19 protein-coding genes are annotated in these 17,500 nt (G+C 71.1%); 13 read left to right on the forward strand and 6 right to left on the reverse strand.

The features are described from left to right. Positions 1–6 precede the first annotated feature (6 nt). Complete coding sequence (locus MICNX66_RS04185) at positions 7–810, reverse strand: sigma-70 family RNA polymerase sigma factor (protein WP_187663412.1); 804 nt, start codon at positions 808–810, stop codon at positions 7–9. 218 nt (positions 811–1,028) lie between these two features. Here MICNX66_RS04185 and flgN point away from each other — a divergent pair, with 218 nt between their 5' ends. From flgN to MICNX66_RS04235, 10 genes are read left to right on the forward strand one after another with little or no spacing between them, the layout of a single operon-like run. Next, positions 1,029–1,511, forward strand: coding sequence for a flagellar export chaperone FlgN (flgN, locus tag MICNX66_RS04190; RefSeq protein ID WP_025104341.1), 483 nt, complete (start codon positions 1,029–1,031; stop codon positions 1,509–1,511). A gap of 13 nt (positions 1,512–1,524) precedes the next feature. After that, entirely contained in the window at positions 1,525–2,934 is a 1,410-nt protein-coding gene (gene flgK / locus MICNX66_RS04195; protein WP_187663413.1) for a flagellar hook-associated protein FlgK, read from the forward strand. A gap of 13 nt (positions 2,935–2,947) precedes the next feature. Continuing rightward, on the forward strand, positions 2,948–3,829 hold the full coding sequence (gene flgL / locus MICNX66_RS04200) for a flagellar hook-associated protein FlgL (protein ID WP_187663414.1): 882 nt from the start codon (positions 2,948–2,950) through the stop codon (positions 3,827–3,829). Beyond that, entirely contained in the window at positions 3,826–4,197 is a 372-nt protein-coding gene (locus tag MICNX66_RS04205) for a flagellar assembly protein FliW (RefSeq protein WP_187663415.1), read from the forward strand. Before flgL ends, MICNX66_RS04205 begins: the two co-directional genes overlap by 4 nt. Before the next feature lie 58 nt (positions 4,198–4,255). Beyond that, complete coding sequence (tsaB, locus tag MICNX66_RS04210; RefSeq protein ID WP_187663416.1) at positions 4,256–4,873, forward strand: tRNA (adenosine(37)-N6)-threonylcarbamoyltransferase complex dimerization subunit type 1 TsaB; 618 nt, start codon at positions 4,256–4,258, stop codon at positions 4,871–4,873. Then, positions 4,870–5,358, forward strand: a complete 489-nt coding sequence (gene rimI / locus MICNX66_RS04215; RefSeq protein ID WP_187663417.1) for a ribosomal protein S18-alanine N-acetyltransferase — start codon at positions 4,870–4,872, stop codon at positions 5,356–5,358. Before tsaB ends, rimI begins: the two co-directional genes overlap by 4 nt. Continuing rightward, positions 5,355–6,443, forward strand: a complete 1,089-nt coding sequence (gene tsaD / locus MICNX66_RS04220) for a tRNA (adenosine(37)-N6)-threonylcarbamoyltransferase complex transferase subunit TsaD (protein ID WP_187663418.1) — start codon at positions 5,355–5,357, stop codon at positions 6,441–6,443. The genes rimI and tsaD overlap by 4 nt, the downstream gene beginning before the upstream one ends. Further along, positions 6,440–6,922, forward strand: coding sequence for a hypothetical protein (locus tag MICNX66_RS04225; RefSeq protein ID WP_187663419.1), 483 nt, complete (start codon positions 6,440–6,442; stop codon positions 6,920–6,922). Before tsaD ends, MICNX66_RS04225 begins: the two co-directional genes overlap by 4 nt. An 11-nt stretch (positions 6,923–6,933) precedes the next feature. Further along, complete coding sequence (locus MICNX66_RS04230) at positions 6,934–7,998, forward strand: hypothetical protein (protein ID WP_187663420.1); 1,065 nt, start codon at positions 6,934–6,936, stop codon at positions 7,996–7,998. Further along, positions 7,982–9,169 (forward strand): hypothetical protein, encoded by a 1,188-nt coding sequence (locus MICNX66_RS04235; RefSeq protein ID WP_187663421.1) that lies wholly within the window; start codon positions 7,982–7,984, stop codon positions 9,167–9,169. The genes MICNX66_RS04230 and MICNX66_RS04235 overlap by 17 nt, the downstream gene beginning before the upstream one ends. 6 nt (positions 9,170–9,175) lie before the next feature. Here MICNX66_RS04235 and MICNX66_RS04240 read toward each other — a convergent pair whose 3' ends face one another. After that, positions 9,176–10,381 (reverse strand): THUMP-like domain-containing protein, encoded by a 1,206-nt coding sequence (locus tag MICNX66_RS04240; protein WP_187663422.1) that lies wholly within the window; start codon positions 10,379–10,381, stop codon positions 9,176–9,178. 150 nt (positions 10,382–10,531) lie between these two features. Here MICNX66_RS04240 and groES point away from each other — a divergent pair, with 150 nt between their 5' ends. From groES to MICNX66_RS04255, 3 genes are all read left to right on the forward strand, one after another. After that, entirely contained in the window at positions 10,532–10,828 is a 297-nt protein-coding gene (gene groES / locus MICNX66_RS04245; RefSeq protein ID WP_017203655.1) for a co-chaperone GroES, read from the forward strand. A 131-nt stretch (positions 10,829–10,959) separates the two neighbouring features. Further along, positions 10,960–11,892: an EamA family transporter RarD gene (rarD, locus tag MICNX66_RS04250; RefSeq protein ID WP_187663423.1), complete on the forward strand. Its 933-nt coding sequence runs from the start codon at positions 10,960–10,962 to the stop codon at positions 11,890–11,892. Between the two features lie 144 nt (positions 11,893–12,036). Continuing rightward, on the forward strand, positions 12,037–13,293 hold the full coding sequence (locus MICNX66_RS04255; protein WP_187663424.1) for an ABC transporter substrate-binding protein: 1,257 nt from the start codon (positions 12,037–12,039) through the stop codon (positions 13,291–13,293). A gap of 64 nt (positions 13,294–13,357) precedes the next feature. Here MICNX66_RS04255 and MICNX66_RS04260 read toward each other — a convergent pair whose 3' ends face one another. From MICNX66_RS04260 to MICNX66_RS04275, 4 genes are read right to left on the reverse strand one after another with little or no spacing between them, the layout of a single operon-like run. Further along, positions 13,358–14,125 (reverse strand): ABC transporter ATP-binding protein, encoded by a 768-nt coding sequence (locus MICNX66_RS04260; protein WP_187663425.1) that lies wholly within the window; start codon positions 14,123–14,125, stop codon positions 13,358–13,360. Further along, positions 14,122–15,120 carry an ABC transporter ATP-binding protein gene (locus MICNX66_RS04265; protein WP_187663426.1) on the reverse strand — a complete coding sequence of 333 codons (999 nt, stop codon included), beginning with the start codon at positions 15,118–15,120 and terminating at the stop codon, positions 14,122–14,124. The genes MICNX66_RS04260 and MICNX66_RS04265 overlap by 4 nt, the downstream gene beginning before the upstream one ends. After that, positions 15,110–16,087 carry a branched-chain amino acid ABC transporter permease gene (locus MICNX66_RS04270; RefSeq protein WP_025103732.1) on the reverse strand — a complete coding sequence of 326 codons (978 nt, stop codon included), beginning with the start codon at positions 16,085–16,087 and terminating at the stop codon, positions 15,110–15,112. The genes MICNX66_RS04265 and MICNX66_RS04270 overlap by 11 nt, the downstream gene beginning before the upstream one ends. A 3-nt stretch (positions 16,088–16,090) precedes the next feature. Next, the gene (locus MICNX66_RS04275) at positions 16,091–17,377 is read right to left on the reverse strand and encodes a branched-chain amino acid ABC transporter permease (RefSeq protein ID WP_187663427.1); all 1,287 of its coding nucleotides are present in this window, start codon (positions 17,375–17,377) and stop codon (positions 16,091–16,093) included. Positions 17,378–17,500: the final 123 nt, after the last annotated feature.

A 17,500-nucleotide genomic window follows, 5' to 3' on the forward strand; every position in this document is an offset into this window, starting at 1 on the left:
GACGCGTTAGGCGGGGGCGGCGGCGCGGAAGACGTCGCCGATCCGGACGCCGGCGGCCTCGGCGATGCGGCCGAAATAGGCGTCGCGTGCGGCAGGCGAGACGCGGGTGGTGGTCGTGGTCTCGGTGCCGCCCTCGGCGAAGTACCGGTCGAGGGCGTCGCGGAGCAGGCGCACGGCCTCCGACCGCTGCTGCGAGACGGCCGAGTGGGTCACGCCCAGCTCCTCGGCGATCTCCTTCACGGGCCGCTCCTCGATGTAGACGGCCACGATGATGCGCCGCATGCGCTCGGGGAGGGCGCCGATGGCGTGTTCGAGCACCTCACGCCGTTCGCCGACCATCGCCGACTCCTCCGGCAGCGGGATGTCGGCGACGAGATCGCGCGTGGCGGGGTCGTCCAGCGGGGAGACGGTGCGTGCGGCGTCCGCGAGGGCCTCGACGACCACCTCCTTGGGGGAGCCCATGGCGGTGGCGATCTCGGTGGCGGTCGCCGTGCGGCCGAACGCGGCGGTGAGGGTCTCGCGGACGGCGACCGTCTCCTTGATGCGCTTGCGGATGCCGCGGGACGCCCAGTCCATGGCGCGCATCTCGTCGGCGAACGCGCCGAGGATGCGTCGACGGGCGTAGGCGCCGAAGGGGACGCCGAGCGCGGGGTCGTACGCGTCGGCGGCGGTCACGAGGGCGAGCGCGCCGACGGCGGCGAGCTCTTCGCGGGGGATATGGGTAGCCCGAGCATGGGTGTCTGCAGCGAGGTAGCCGACCAGGGGGAGGTTGGCCTCGACGAGGCGGTTGCGCTCAGCGCGCGACGACATGGGGGATGATCCACCTCTCTGGATGCACTCCGGAAGCTCATGGCGAGGGATAGATGGCCATATCACAAGGTCCGAGATATGTCCATGGGGAGCACTAACCGCCGCCAATGCACATAGTAACCTTAGGGGCGCGGCGGCCGATAGAGATTTATGAACCGTTAACAGGCGGGCCGATCGCACCCGCGTGGGGCGGGGGATCGCTGGGGACAAAGGGGATCATGGGAGCCAACGAACTATCGATGCAGCTCTGGCGCGAGCGCGAGCTGCTCGAGATGCTGCTTTTCAAGCTCGACGAGCAGCAGCTGCTGCTCGCCGCCGGCCGGTCGCACTGGATCCAGTTCGCGGCCAGGGAGATCGATCAGGTGCTCGACCGCCTCCGCGCGGCGAGCCTGGCCAGGGCCGTCGAGGTCGCCGGTGTCGCCGAGGAGTGGGGGGCTCCTCAGGACGCGACGATCGGTCAGCTCATCGAGCACGCTCCGGACGGAGCCTGGGGCGATGTCTTCACCGACCACATGCGTGCGCTGGTGAAGCTGACAGCGGAGGTCGAGCAGATGCGCGATGCCGCCGCGGAGCAGCTCAGCGGAGTGCTCCGCGCCACGCAGGAGACCATCGCCGCTCTCGGCCAGGAGAGCGGCGAATACACCACCCGCGGCGACCGCGCCCGCGAGGACGCCGCCCGCATCATCGACACCGAGATGTGACCGAGAGGGATTCATGTCGACCTTCAGTGGACTGACCACCGCCGCCAGCGGCCTCGCCGCCGCACGGCGGGGCATGGACGTGGTCGGGCAGAACATCGCCAACCAGAAGACCGAGGGGTACACGCGGCAGCGCGTCGAGACCTCCTCGATCGCCGCCGTCGCGCAGACGGGCCGCTTCAGCATGGGCGCGCTCCCCGGACACGGCGTCTCGATCGACGGGGTGTCCCGCCTCGGTGACGCGCTGCTCGACGCCCGGGTCCGCGACGCCCTCGGCGCTTCCGGCTACTGGGCCACCCGCGCGCTGGCAGCGACGACTGCCGAGTCGGCCCTCGCGGAGCCGACCGACAAGGGCCTCGCCAACCGGCTGACCAGCTTCTGGGCGGGCTGGCAGGACCTCGCCAACACCCCGGATTCGGGTGCGGCGGCCGCGAGCATCCTGGAGTCGGCGAAGGAGCTCGCCGCCCATATCTCCGGCGGCTACCGCACGGTCGCCGCGCAGTGGACGGCCGCCCGCGGGACCGCCGAGCGCACCGTCAGTCAGGTCAACGCCGCCGCCGACCAGATCGCGGTGCTGAACAGCGAGATCCGGGAGGCGCTGGCCTCGGGGCGATCGGCCAACGAGCTCACCGACCGCCGCAACCTGCTCGCGGAGGACGTGGCCCGGCTCGCCGGCGCGACGGCCACCGTGGAGACGGACGGCACGCTCACGGTCCGCCTCGGCGGCAACGCCCTGGTCTCCGGCGGCGACGCCCGTCACATCGCGCTGACCGGCTCGGCGACGATCGACGGCGCTCCGCGCGTCGGGGTCGCCTGGGAGTCGGTGCCGGATCTTCCCCTCGTCGTCGACGGGGGAGAGCTGGGCGGCTCCCTCGCGGTGCTCGCCCCGGCCGCCGACGGCGGGATGCTGGCGCAGCTCGCCGCGACATACGACCGCGTCGCCACGGCGCTCGCGGAGTCGCTCAACGCCCAGCACCGCGCCGGCGTCACGGCGTCCGGACAGCCGGGCGGCGACTTCTTCACCCTCCCGGCCACCGGCTCCGCCGCGCTCGGGATGCAGGTGGCCGTCAGCACGGCGGCCGACCTCGCCCTCGCCGCCCCCGGGGCCGGAGCCAAGGACGCGACCAACGCCGACCTCATCTCCCAGATCGGGCAGCGCGCGACCTCTCCGGACGCGCTGTGGACCGATCAAGTGACCCGCTTCGGCGTCGCCACCGCGGCCGACGTGCAGCGCGCGAAGGTGTCGGATGCGGCGGCTGTCGGCGCCGTCGGTGCGCAGCAGTCCGTCGCGGCCGTGGACGGCGACGAGGAGACGATCAGCCTCCTCACGTACCAGACCGCCTACCAGGCGGCGGCCCGCGTGCTCACCGCCGTCGACGAGGCCCTCGACGTCCTCATCAACCGCACGGGCGTCGTCGGACGCTGATCGGAGAAGCTCCATGATCTCTCGCGTGACCCAGACCACGATGACGCAGACGGCGATGCGCCAGCTGCAGTCCAACCTCTCCGAACTCGCCCGTCTGCAGGAGCAGGCCACGTCGCAGAAGGCGTTCGCCGCCCCCTCGGACGACCCGGCAGCGGCGGCGGCCGCCCTCGCCCTGCACGCCGAGCAGCGGCGCACCGAGCAGTATGCGCGCAACATCGACGACGGCCTGGCCTGGGTGACTGCCGCCGATACGGCGATCACCTCCAGCACGTCCCTGCTCTCGCGGGTGCGGGACCTCACCGCGCAAGGGGCCAACGACGGGGCGCTGGACGCCACGGCGAAGGAGGCCCTCGCGGTGGAACTGGAGGGCATCCGCGACGAGCTGCTCGCGCAGGCGAACACCCGGCTGCTCGGCCGGTCCGTCTTCGCCGGCACGTCGGACACCGCGGCCTTCGGGTCCGACTACTCCTACAGCGGTGTCGCCGGCTCCGAGGTCACCCGCCGGGTGTCCGATGCGGCCGCGGTCCGCGTCGACACGGACGGTGCGGCGGTGTTCGGCACCGGAGACGACTCGGTGTTCGCCCTCGTCGACCGCATCGTCGCCGATCTCCGCTCCGGCACCAACGTGGGGCCCCGGCTCGCGGAGATCGACGACCGCCGAACGGCGATGCTCGGTGCTCAGGGCGCGGTCGGCACCAGACAAGCTCAGATCGAACGCGCCAAGGAGGCGGCAGTGCAGAATTCCGTGTCCCTCGAGTCCCGCCGCGCCGCGGTCGAGGATGTCGACTCGGTCGAGGTGCTCATCCGCCTGCAGGCGCAGGAGCTCGTCTACCGCTCGGCGCTCGCCGTCAACGCGCGCGTGCTGCAGCCGACGCTGATGGACTTCCTGCGATGACCGCCGTGCTCACCTTCACGGCCCCACCGCCCGGGCTGGCTCCGCACGTGGACTTCGCCCTCGCACCCGTCGACGGTGCGGACGGGCTCTTCGCGATGCGGGCGGTCGAGGACGACGCCCTGCGGCTCTACCTCGTCGACCCGAACACGGTCCTGGCGGAGTACGCGCCGATCCTCACGGACGCCCAGGTGGCCGACCTCGCTCTCGCCTCGGCGGACGACGCCTTCGTGCTCGTGGTGGCCCACCCCGGCGCCGACGGCGTCAGCGTCAACCTGCTGGCGCCGGTCGTCGTGAACCGGGCGACGGGAGCGGCGACCCAGGTCATCCTCGAAGGCCAGGACTACCCGGTGCGGGCGCCGCTGGGCTGACCCGCGCGGGTGCCGGGGCGCCGGGCGTGACGGGCGGGGTGACGACTACCCTGGAGACGTGATCCTCGCCGTCGACACGTCCCTTGGCACCGCCGTCGCCCTCATCGACCCGGACGGGACGTCTCGTGCCGAGGCCGGTACCGCCGATCCGCTGGGCCACGCCGAGGTGATCGGCGACCTCGTCCACGACGTGCTCCGGGAGGGGGGAGCCGACGGCATCACGCACGTCGTCGCCGGCATGGGCCCCGGTCCGTTCACCGGACTGCGCATCGGCATCGCGACCGCGCGGGCGTTCGCCCTCGGCCGCGGCATCCCGGTGGTGCCGGTCCCGAGTCACACGGCGGCCGCGCTGACGATCCAGTCCACGGTGACCGGGCCGTTCGCCGTCGTCACCGACGCCCGCCGCCGCGAGGTCGCCGTCACCGTGTTCGACGGACAGGACGAGGACGGGATCCCGCGCACGATCGCCGACACGGTGCTCGTGCGGGCCGCCGACGCCGACGATCATCTCGCCGGTCTCCGCCGGGTCGACGTGACGACGCTGTCCGCAGCCGACCTCGCCAGGGTGGGGGCGCGCGCACTCGCCGCCGGCCGGGTCCTCGCCGGCGACGAACCCCTCTACCTGCGGCACCCGGATGTGTCCCTGCCCGGCGCCCCGAAGAAGGTGGGCGCATGACGCTGCGGGATGCGCGGCCGGACGATCTCGACGCGATCATGGCCATCGAGCAGCGCTCGTTCCCGACCGATGCGTGGAGCCGGGACACCATGGCGAGCGAGCTGGCGAGCCCGCACGGCCGCTACCTCGTCGACGAGCGGGGCGGGGCGATCGTCGGATACGGCGGCATCCGGGCGCTGCAGGGCGGTGCGGACGCCGACATCCAGACCATCGCCCTCCTCGCCGAGGTCCGGGGTCAGGGCCGCGGGCGCGCGCTGCTGCGTGCGCTGCTGCAAGCGGCCGCCGACCGTGGGGCGCATGAGGTGTTCCTCGAGGTGCGCGCCGACAACCCTCCGGCCGAAGGACTGTATCGCGCGGAGGGCTTCGAGGAGATCGGCAGGCGCCCCCGCTACTATCAGCCGGATGACGTGGACGCGATCGTGATGCATCTGGATCTGCGCCGCCACCCGGCGCCCGCCGACACGCCGAAGGAGGCGACCGCATGAGTGAGCCCCTGGTGCTCGGCATCGAGACGAGCTGCGACGAGACCGGCATCGGCATCGTGCGCGGTCGTACGCTGCTGTCCAACACGATCGCCTCCAGCATGGACGAGCACGCCCGGTACGGCGGCGTCGTGCCGGAGGTCGCCGCCCGCGCGCATCTCGAGGCCCTCCAGCCGACCATCGACGCCGCGCTCGCCGAGGCCGGCGTCCGTCTCGCCGACCTCGATGCGGTGGCCGTGACCAGCGGTCCGGGCCTCGCGGGAGCGCTCATGGTCGGTGTGGGGGCGGCGAAGGGACTCGCGGTCGCCTTGGACAAACCGCTGTATGCGGTCAATCACCTCGTCGGTCACATCGCGGCCGACATCCTGACGCCGGACTCGGCGCCGTTGGAGTATCCGACGATCGCGCTGCTGGTCTCCGGCGGCCACACCTCCCTGCTCCACGTGCGCGATCTCACGACCGACGTGGAGCTGCTCGGCGAGACCGTGGACGACGCCGCGGGCGAGGCTTTCGACAAGGTCGCCCGACTGCTGTCCCTGCCCTACCCCGGCGGCCCCGAGATCGACAGGGCCGCGGTGGGCGGAAACCCGGACGCGATCCGCTTCCCGCGCGGGCTGTCCCGCGCCTCCGACCTCGCGAAGCATCGCTACGACTTCTCGTTCTCCGGGCTGAAGACCGCGGTCGCCCGCTGGATCGAGCGCTTCGAGGCCGAGAACGCCGAGGCGGGTGCCGACGCCCGGGACCTCCCGATCGCCGACGTCGCTGCCAGTTTCCGGGAGGCCGTCGTCGACGTCCTGGTCACCAAGGCGCTCAACGCGTGCGCCGACCTCGGAGTGCCGCGGCTGCTCCTGGGCGGCGGTGTGATCGCGAACCGTCGGCTCCGCGACGTCGCCCTCGCCAGGGCCGCCGAGGCCGGCGTCACCGTGCGCATCCCTCCGCTGTCGCTCTGCACGGACAACGGCGCCATGATCGCGGCGCTGGCCGCTGAGCTCATCGCGTCCGGGCGCCCCGCATCGACCCTCGGCTTCGGCGCCGACTCGACCCTGCCGGTCACCGAGATCCAGGTCGCGGAGGCGGTGCCGGCGTGACCGGGCTCGCGCAGGAGCCGGAGTCGGACGGGGCCACGCCCCGTGCGCGGGTCGAGCGCGCGAGCGGGCAGGTCGAACGCCCGGCAGGGACGGCGCGCCTTCCCGGAGCGCCGCGCGAGGGCTACACGAAGCTGCCGACCGGTCCGGTCGGCATCGAGCCGGTCGTGGTGAGCGGGCCCGACCTCGACCACGGAGAGGACGAGGGCTGGGAGCCGGCGGTCGAGCCCGCCGTCGTCGACGACACCCGCCTGGCCCCGTGGGCGCTGCTGGCGGCGATCGTCGCCCTCGGCGCGTCGTTCTTCGTCGGGTGGGGCATCCCGGTCGCGATCGTCGCGGTGATCGCCGCCATCATGTCCCTCCGGCGCCCCGTGGAGAACCGGGCGATCGCGCGCTGGGCCCTCGTGCTCGGCCTGTGCGCGACCGTGTACAGCCTGGGATGGCTGGTCTGGGCGGGGATGCAGTTCGAGAGACTCGGCTAGGCGGGCTGGCCATGACGGACGACGACGACGTCGAGGAGCGCAGGGCCCTGCAGCGCAAGGCTTTCGGCCCAGGCGGAGGCCTCACGGACGCGGAGGCCGCGCGCCTGCGACAGCTCGACGCCGCCCGGCGACGCCCGTCGCCGGGACCTCCGCCGTCCCTCGGCTCCTTCGCCGCTGCAGAGGACGACGACGAGCCGTCGGCCGGAGACGACGCGCCCGTGGAGCCGGACGAGGAGTCCGTGGACATCGTCACCGCTCAGAGCGACGTTCCGGCTCAGAGGCGGCGGCGCCGTTCCCTCGGCATGCTCGCGCTCGGCGCGGTCGTCGTGCTCCTCCTCGGGGTCGGCGTGGGATGGCTGGCGTTCGGCCGGAGCGGCGGAACAGCGGTCGCCCTCAGCGCCGAGCAGCAGGGATGGCAGTCCGATCTCGTCGCGTCCGGACGATTCGACCCGGGCTCGGTGCGCGCGCTCGCGACGGAGGACGACGCGGTCATCTGGGTGGCGACGCAGAACGGCGGTGCGAGCATCTGCCTGGTCCTGGGCGCAGGGGAGAGCACGACGCCGAGCTGCAATCAGCGGGAAGCGGTGCAGGAGGACGGCCTCTGGGGCGAGGTGACGACCCAGCGCGACGACGAGTACACGCGCCAGGTCATGGCCCATCTGCTCCTCACGCCCGACGGTGAACCGGCGGTGAGCGTCGACGTCTCGGAGTACGGCTCCGGCGAGGGCGGCCCCACCTACGCGAACGAGGCGGAGACACGGACCGCCGAGCGCCTGGCCGATGACGGCTTCGACCCGAACTCGATCTGGGTCGCCGGGTACGACCGCGACGTCCCGATCTGGACGGCCTCCGAAGGGGAGACGGGTCGGCAGTGCCTCATCTACGACGGGGCGACGGCCGACGCGCCGCGGGCCTGTGAGACGACGGAGACGCTGCAGGAGCACGACGGTCGGCTGCGGTTGCAGGTGACCGACGCGGAGACCGGCGGAATGACGACCTACGAGCTGCCGACCTCCGGTTTCGGGTCGTTCGTGATCATCCGAGAGGGGAGCGACGTCGGTGCGGGAGGAGACTGACCGCCAGGGCTCCGCTGCGGCGGAGGAGCGCCGAGCACTGGAGCGCGCGGCCTATGGTCGGGACGGCGGACTCGACGCCGCCGGTGCCCGGCGCCTGCGCGAGCTCCAGGAGGAGCATCGACGGCAGGAGCTTCCGGCGGAAGAACGGCCGACGGCAGCCTCCGAGGCGCTCCCGGTGGCGGAAGACGAGGGTCGGGAGTCCGATCCGCCACCGGCTTCCGACGCATCGCCGCTCGCCGCGGCCGGAGCACCACCCGCACCCGTCGAGACGGGCGCGCCGATGCGGGCGCGCGGAGTCGTGCCCGTGCTCGTGGCGGCAGCGACCCTCCTGGCGATCGGCGTCGGGGCGGGGTGGGCGCTGTTCGCCCCGCGGTCGGAGGCGTTCCCCTTGACCGAGACGCAGGAGCAGCGACGGATCGATCTCGCCGGGGAGGACTACGACCCCGGCTCCGTGCGTCCGGTGGCGGAGGCGGAGGGCGCGCTCGCCTGGTTCGCCACGCAGGATGACGGGGCCACCCGGTGCCTGATCCTCGACGTGGGCGAGGACTCCCAATCCACCTGTCTGGCAGCGGAGGAGGAGCTGGGGCCGGGCCTGTACGCCGCGCTCCCCGTGGCGCCCTCCGATGCCGGTGACGACGAGGACTCGTTCTCCACCGACAGCGTGACGGCGGTGATGCTGTTCTCCACCGCGGACGAGCCGATGGTGAGCATCCAGCGGTGGGGCGGAAGCTCCACGCTCTTCGCCCAGTTCGGGGAGGAGCAGCGCCCGAGGGTGAAGGAACTCATCCGCGACGGTTATGACCTCAACCTCACCCTCCTGGGCTCGTTCCGCGAGCAGCCGGTGTGGCTGGGCGACCGCCGTACGACGACCGGCCCCGCCCAGCGCTGCCTGATCGTCGACGCCGACGGTTCGCGGCAGTGCGCCACCCTCGACGAGGCGCTCCAGTCCGGGCTGCGCGTGCAGCTCCTCGACGTGGATCAGGAGACGGGAGAGCTGCTGTCGGCGTCCGTGGTCGAGGTGGCCTTCACCCGCTGGCAGATGCCGTACCTCACGGTGACCTCGGGCCCGGCCGTGGTCGACGAGGCGACGGGCGAGTCGTATCTCGTGACCACCGGGCCGCCGGGGGATCCGATCCGCGTCGACATCCCTGGCCGCGACCCGGACGACTGATCGCTCTCAGTCCGCGGCGGGCACCCGGTCGGCGAGGATCGCGCGTCGCTGATCGCCGAAGCGGGCGAGGATCAGGGTCGCCTCGGCGTCGCCCCGCAGGGTCAGCTTGCGCCGGAAGGCCGCGGGGTCGACGTCGACCCCGCGCTTCTTGATCTCGATGCGGCCGATGCCGTGCGTCTTCAGGGCCGCGTTGATCGTCTTCGGCGTGATCGGCAGCGTCTCCCGGACGCGGAAGGACTGCACGAACGGGCTCGTCAGCGCGGCATCGGAGGTGAGGTAGGCGATGCGCGGGTCGAGCATCCCCGCATCGAGGCTGCGGGCGACGTCGCCGATGAGGCGCGCCCGGATGACGGCGCCGTCCGGCTCGTGGAGGAAGGCCCCGAGCGGTCGGACCGGAGCGTCCTCGGCATCGGCCGGGCCGGTGAGCTCGTGCGAGCGCTCGCCGCGGATCACCAGGGCCGAGCGCCGGACCCCTTCCCTGGCCAGCTCCCTGGACCAGACGACGAGCTCCACGACGCTGCCGTCGGCGCTGACCCACTGCGTCTCCGCGTCCGCGGGCAGGGCGTCGCGGTCGTGGGCGGGGCCGAGCTTGATACCCGTGGGGCGCTGCGCGGCGACGGCGAACGCCCAGTCGAGGGACGGCGAGTAGTCGTCGGCGGAGACGCGCCGGGTCTCGCTGTGTCCGGAGGTGCGGCGGGCGGGATCCATCCAGATCGCCTGGCCGGGGACCGGCTCTCCGAGCACGTCCTCCGCCGTGGCGTGCCGGACGGTGGCGTCGTCGCCGAACGGGGCGAGGTTGTAGGCGGCGAGGGCCGCGGTCACCTCGTCGGCGTCCACCGCGTGCACCGCCAGTCCCGCGCCGGCGAACGCGAGGGCGTCGCCGCCGATCCCGCAGCCGAGGTCCGCGACGCTCGTGAGGCCGGCTCGGCGGATCCGCTGGGCGTGGCGGGCGGCCACGCCGAGGCGGGTGGCCTGCTCGAGGCCCGCGCGGGTGAACAGCATGCGGGCGGCGAAGGGGCCGAACTTCGCCGCGGCCCTGGCGCGCAGGTGCGCCTGCCCGACGACGGCGGAGACGAGGTCGGGGGAGTGTCCCGCAGCACGCAGCCGGGAGACGGCTGCGGCCGCCTCGGCGGTGGAGGTGACCGGCCCGAGCGCGTCGAGCAGCTCGAGGCCGGCGGGGGTCAGCAGGGCGCGCAGCTCGGACATCTCCACCCTCCCAGCCTAGGACCCGCGTGACGTGTGACCCGGGTTGGCACTCGCATTGCATGAGTGCCAGCCGACCGCCTACACTGGCATTAGCACTCTCGGGTTGAGAGTGCGAACGAGTCTTTCGTGTCAGCGTCAAGAAAGAAGAGGTAGACCGTGTCGGTTTCCATCAAGCCGCTCGAGGACCGCATCGTCATCAAGCAGGTCGAGGCCGAGCAGACCACCGCGAGTGGCCTGGTCATCCCCGACACCGCCAAGGAGAAGCCCCAGGAGGGCGAGGTCGTGGCGGTCGGCCCCGGCCGCATCGACGACAACGGCAACCGCGTTCCGCTCGACGTCGCCGTCGGCGACCGCGTGCTCTACAGCAAGTACGGCGGCACCGAGGTGAAGTTCGGCGCGGACGAGTTCCTCGTCCTGTCGGCTCGCGACGTCCTGGCGGTCGTCGTCCGCTGATCGCACACTCGGTTCCCTCTGCACGGCGGACGGGAACCCGGTCCGAAGAGGGCCCGGATGCTTCGGCATCCGGGCCCTCTTCCGCGTCCGGAGCGGCGCGGCCCTCGTCCTCGCGGGCATAGGGTTGTGCGGTGACCCCCGAGACGACCCGCGCCACCCGGACGGCGGGCGTCGCCTACGCCGGGAGCGCATACCTCCTGTGGGGCGTGCTGCCGCTCTACTTCCTCCTGCTGCAGCCCACCGGGCCGTGGGAGGTGGTCGCCTGGCGGGTGCTGCTCTCCTTCGTCTTCTGTCTTCTGCTGCTCACCGTCACGAGGGGATGGCCCGCCTTCCTCGCGATCGTCCGGAGTCCGCGACTGCTCGGGTGGACGGCCCTCGCCGGCCTGCTCATCTACGTCAACTGGCAGGTCTTCGTCCTCGGCACGTTGAGCGAGAACGTGGTGGAGACGGCGCTCGGCTACTTCGTCAACCCGATCACCACCGTGCTGCTCGGCGTCTTCGTCCTCAAGGAGCGCCTCCGCCGTCTGCAGTGGGCGGCGGTCGGGATCGCGGCCGTCGCGGTCGTCGTCATCATCGTGGCGTACGGCCACGTCCCCTGGATCGCCCTGACCCTCACCGCTTCCTTCGGTCTGTACGGGCTCATCAAGAAGAAGATCGGCCCTGCCGTCGACGCGGTCAGCGGGTTGACGCTCGAGTCGTTCTGGCTGATCCCCATCGCGGTGGTGCAACTCGTGGTCGTGGCGACGACGCCCGTCGGCCTGACGATGGGGACCGCGGGCTGGCCGCACGCCGTGCTGCTCGCCTTCGCGGGGGTGGCCACGGCTGTCCCCCTGCTGCTGTTCGCGGCCGGCACGCGTCGCGTCGACCTCACGATCATCGGGATGCTGCAGTTCCTCACCCCGGTCCTGCAGTTCGTGATCGGGGTCGTCGTGCTGCACGAGCCGATGCCGCCGGAGCGCTGGATCGGGTTCCTCCTGGTGTGGGTCGCGATCGCGGTCTTCGTCGTCGATCTGCTCCTCGCCGCGCGTCGCGGCCGTCGTGCCACCCGCGCCGCGGCGCTCTGATCGGTCCTGTCCGCGCCCCGAAACGGCGGCCCTGGATCGTTAACGCACCGAGATACTTGCCCCTCCTGCGCGCGGGGCGCACGCCCTAGTGTTAGAGCACCCGACTGTGGTCATCATCCACGTTCGTTTACGCAAGGGAGCATCATGAACGCACTGAAGGGCTCGCGCAGCGCGAGGATCTTCGCCGGGATCGCGCTGGTCAGCGCCTCCGCCCTCATCATCGCGGGCTGCAGCAGCACGCCCGATGCGGAGCCGTCGGACGGGGGCGGCGACAAGCCCGCCGCCGACCTGACGCTCAAGCTCGGTTCGCTGCTGCCCGCCACCGGTACGCTCGCGTTCCTGGGCGCGCCGATGGAGGCCGGCGTCCAGCTCGCCGTCAACCAGATCAACGAGGCCGACGCCGGCATCACGATCGACCTCAGCACGGGCGACGAGGGCGACCTCGACAACAAGGCCTACGAGACCTCCATCACCAACCTGCGCAACGGCGACATCACCGCCATGATCGGCGCGGCGTCCTCCAGCGTCACCAAGCTCATCCTCGACGGCAATGCGGGTGCGGACATCCTCACGGTGTCCCCGTCCAACACCTCGCCGGACTTCACGGGCATCAACCCGCTGTACTTCCGCACCGCACCGAGCGACAACCTCCAGGGCGAGGTCCTCGGCAACGAGATCGCCGAGGACGGCCACAAGACGCTGGGCATCATCTACCAGAACGACCCGTACGGCACGGGCCTGTTCGAGGCGATCAAGGCCACGTTCGAGAGCACCGGCGGCGAGGTCGTCGCCGATGCGTCGTACAACCAGGGCGACGGTCAGTTCAACGCGCAGGTCTCGGAGATCGCCGCGGCGAACCCGGACGCCGTCGCTGTCGTCTCCTACGACCAGTTCGCCACCATCGCGCCGCTGCTGGGCAACGCCGGGGTCGACACGGGCTCGCTGTACCTCGTCGACGGCAACCTCAAGGACTGGGGCGCCGACATCCCGGTCAGCCTCGAGGGCTCGAAGGGCACCCGCGCCGGCGCCGAGCTGCCGCAGGACTTCCTCGACCAGCTGAACGAGGTCTGGACGGCCGAGGGCAACGACCCGATCGACGCCGTGACCTACTCGGCCGAGGCGTACGACGCCGTGGTCCTCATCGCTCTGGCGGCGCTGAAGGCCGGCTCGGTCGAGGGCCCGGACATCGCGGCGGAGATGATCACCGTCTCCGGCGGCGACGGCGACGGCGAGAAGTGCGACAACTTCGCCGACTGCGCCGCGATCATCAACGACGGCGGCACGCCGGACTACGACGGCCTCTCCGGCGAGATCACGTTCGACGAGAACAACGACCCGAAGGGTGCCGCGATCGGCGTCTACGAGTTCGACGCCGAGAACGTCACCTCGCGCATCAAGTAAACACCGCACGATGAAGGCCCCGGGTGCTTCGGCATCCGGGGCCTTCCTCGTGCGGCGCGAGGTCTCAGGCGGCGTCGGTCCCGAGGGTGCCGAGGTAGAGGCCGATGACCTTCGGATCGTTCAGCAGCTCCCGACCGGTGCCCTCGTAGGCGTCCTTCCCCTGGTCGAGCACGTAGCCGCGGTCGCAGATCTGCAGGCACCGACGGGCGTTCTGCTCGACCATGATCGTCGTCACGCCCGCCTTGTTGATGTCGGAGACGCGGATGAAGGCGTCGTCCTGCCGCACGGGGGAGAGGCCGGCGGACGGCTCGTCCAGCAGCAGCACGGACGGGTCCATCATGAGCGCGCGGGACATGGCGACCATCTGGCGCTCGCCGCCGGAGAGCGAGCCCGCACGCTGCTTCAGGCGTTTGCCGATCTCGGCGAAGATGCTGCTGACGAACTCGAGCCGCTCCGCGAAGATCTTCGGGTTCTGGTAGAGCCCCATCTCCAGGTTCTCCTGGATGGTGAGTGACGGGAACACGTTGTTCGTCTGCGGCACGAAGGCGACACCGCGGCGTACGAGCTTGTCGGCCTTGAGGCCGACGATGCTCTCGCCCTTGACGGTGATGTCGCCCTCGCGGACGTTCACCATGCCGAAGATCGCCTTGAGGAGCGTCGACTTCCCGGCGCCGTTCGGGCCGATGATGCCGATGAGCTCGCCCTGGCGGGCGACGAGGTTCGCGCCGTTGAGGATGTTCACTCCCGGCAGGTAGCCTGCGTGCACGTCCTTCAGCTCGACGATGACGTCGCCGGTCTCGGGGGTGCCCTCGGCGGGGATCGCGGTGCTCATGCCTTGTCCTCCTCGGCGGCGTCCTCGGCCTCGACCTCGGCCTCGACCTCCGTCTCGATCTGCTCGCGGATGCGCTCCGCGTCGGCGTCCGAGATCACCGGGAGGCGGCCGGTGACGGCGCCGAGGTCCACGTCCTGATGGGCGCCCAGGTAGGCGTCCACGACCGCGGGGTCCTCCATGACGGTCTCCGGAGGCCCCTCGGCCACCACGCGCCCCTCGGCCATCACGACGACCCAATCGGCGATGTGACGCACCATGTGCATGTCGTGCTCCACGAAGAGCACCGTCATCCCGAGGTCCTTGAGGTCGAGGATGTGGTCGAGGAGCGACTGCGTGAGGGCGGGGTTCACCCCGGCCATCGGCTCGTCGAGCATCACCAGGTTCGGGTCGCTCATGAGCGCCCGTGCCATCTCCAGGAGCTTGCGCTGACCGCCGGAGAGGGAGGCGGCGAAGTCCTGCTCCTTGGCGTCGAGCTTGAAGCGCACGAGGAGCTCGTGGGCCCGCTGCTCGATCTCCTGCTCCTGCGCGCGCCAGAGGAAGGGGAAGAGCCCGGCCCAGAAGCCCTCGCCGCGCTGGTCCTTCGCTCCGAGCTTCATGTTCTCCAGCACGGTCAGCAGCGACAGCGACTTGGTGAGCTGGAAGGTGCGCACCTGGCCCATCCGGGCGACTTTGAAGGACGGGATGCCGGAGAGGCTCTTGCCGTCGTACGACCAGGTACCGCTATTGGGCTTGTCGAACCCGCAGAGGAGGTTGAACAGCGTGGTCTTCCCGGCGCCGTTGGGGCCGATGAGTGCCGTGATGGCGCCACGCGGGATCTCGAGGTGATCGACGTCGACGGCGGTCAGTCCGCCGAAGCGCCGCTGCACCGCGTCCACGACGAGGATCGGGTCGACCTTCTTGACTCCGGGGGCGGCGGGACCCGCGGCGAGGCCGGTGGTCTTGGCGCGGGGAGCGCTCTTCGCGGGCGTGACGGCCGCGTCGTTCTCACTTGACAAAGGTCATCTCCCTCTTGTTCCCCAGGATGCCCTGCGGGCGGAACACGACGATGAGCATCAGCACGATGCCGATGAGGATGTAGCGCACCACGTCGGCCTGTGCGCTCGTCATGGGCAGGTAGCCGGCCGTGGCCATCGCCGGGAGGAGCGCGCCGAGGAAGGCGAACACCACCCAGAAGAGCACGGCGCCGAGCGTCGGGCCGAAGACCGTCGCCGCACCGCCGAGGAGCAGGATCGTCCACAGGAAGAACGTCAGCGACGTCGAGTAGCTGCCGGGGATGACCGCCGAGGGCAGGACGAAGACGATGCCGCCGAGCGCACCGATCACACCACCCACCACGAGCGCCTGCATCTTGTACGCGAAGACGTTCTTACCGAGCGACCGCACGGCGTCCTCGTCCTCGCGGATGCCCTTGAGCACGCGGCCCCACGGGCTGCGCATGAGCGCCCAGACCACGAGGATCGTCAGAGCGAGGGTGAGCAGACCGAACACACGCACCCAGAGGTCGTTCGCGTTGTACGTCCACGGGCCGAAGCCGTACGTCCCCGGAGGGAACGGGTTGGCATCGCGGAAGCTCTGGTGGTAGCCGGAGAGCCCGCCGGCGGAGTTCGTCCAGTCCTTGAACAGCTCCGTGACGAACATCAGGCGCACGACCTCCGCGGCCGCGATGGTCGCGATGGCGAGGTAGTCGGCGCGCAGACGCAGCGTCGGGATGCCCAGCAGCAGGGCGAAGAGCGCTCCGCCGGTGATGCCGACGAGCACGCCCAGCCACCACGGGAAGCCGAAGGTGAGGATCGAGATCGCGTAGCCGTAGCCGCCGATCGCCATGAAGGCCGCCATGCCGAAGTTGAGCAGACCCGTGTAGCCGAAGTGCACAGCGAGGCCGGTGGCCGCGAGCGCGTAGGCGATCGTCGTCGGGCTGAACAGGTAGGAGGCGGTGTTGCCGAAGATGCTTCCGAAGTCCATGCGTCAGCCCAACCTTTCCTTGCGTCCGAGGATGCCCTGCGGTCGCACGAGCAGGATGATGATCAGCGCGACGAGGGCGCTGGCGTACTTGAGGTCGGTCGGCACCCCGAGGAGCGTGGACACCTCGACCGCGAGGCCGACGATGATCGAGCCGATCAGGGCGCCGATCGCCGAGCCGAGCCCGCCGAGCGTGATGGCGCAGAACATCAGCAGCAGCATCTGCATACCCATGTCCCACTTCACGCCGGGGCGGAAGTACGCCCAGAGGATCCCGGAGATCGCGGCCAGGGTGCCGGCGAGGATCCAGACGATGCGGATGACCTTGTCCACGTCGATGCCGGAGGCGGCGGCGAGCTGCGGGTTGTCCGAGATCGCCCTCGTCGCCTTGCCGGTGCGGGTGCGGGTGAGGAAGAACGCGACGCCGAGGATCACGATGATGCTGGTCGCCATGCCGATCAGGTCGATGTACGACAGGGAGATCGGCCCGAGACGGATGGGCTCCGGGCTGGAACCGGGCAGCTGATAGGTGTTGCCGCCGATGATGTACTGCAGACCGTAGCGGAGGGCCAGCGAGAGGCCGATGCTGACGATCATGAGCTGGACGACGCCCAGACCCCGGCGCCGCAGCGGCTTCCAGATGCCGGCGTCCAGAGCCCAGCCGAGCGCCGCACCGCCGATGACCGCGGCGATGATGCCGGCCCACAGCGGGAGCTGCCAGAACGAGGTGACGACGAGCGTGACCACCGCGCCCCAGCTCACCATCTCGCCGTGCGCGAAGTTCGACAGCCGGGTCGTGCCGTAGATCAGCGCGGCGCCCATCGAGGCGAGCCCCAGCAGCAGACCGAAGTTCAGACCGCCCACCATGCGCGACAGGAGCTGGTCGAGGAAGGAGACGGTCACCCGCTCGCCCTCGCCGAGGAAGAAGTTCACGATCTTCGTGCCGGTGAGCCCGAACTCCAGCTCGAACGAGGCGGTCGTGCCCGAGACGGGCTGGATCCCCTCGGGGAGCTGCGTCGCGTCGACGATCACGCCGTCCGGAAGCGTGGACTCGTCGACCGTCAGGGTGTACGTCTCCTTCTCCGGCACGTACAGGCGCCACTTGCCCTCGGCGTCGGTCTCGGTCTCGGCGTCGAAGCCGTTGCCCTCGATCGTCATCACGACGCCCTCGACGGGCTCGTCGCCGTCGGTGACGACGCCGGCGAAGTAGAAGTCGGTGACCTCCTGGCCGTCGTCCGTCGTCTCCGCGGATGCGGCTGAGGGAGGGAGGAGGAGCGATGCCGCGAGCGCCATCAGGATTCCGAAGAAGGCGAAGGCCCAAGGGCGCTTTCGCGGTCCGGCGAGTGCTGTGGGTCCCACGCAACCTCCACTGTGAGTGCTGTCTCCGCGGACTCGGGTCGAACCGCGGGGATGGAC

The sequence above is a fragment of the Microbacterium sp. Nx66 genome, from assembly GCF_904066215.1.
Classification (GTDB): domain Bacteria; phylum Actinomycetota; class Actinomycetes; order Actinomycetales; family Microbacteriaceae; genus Microbacterium; species Microbacterium meiriae.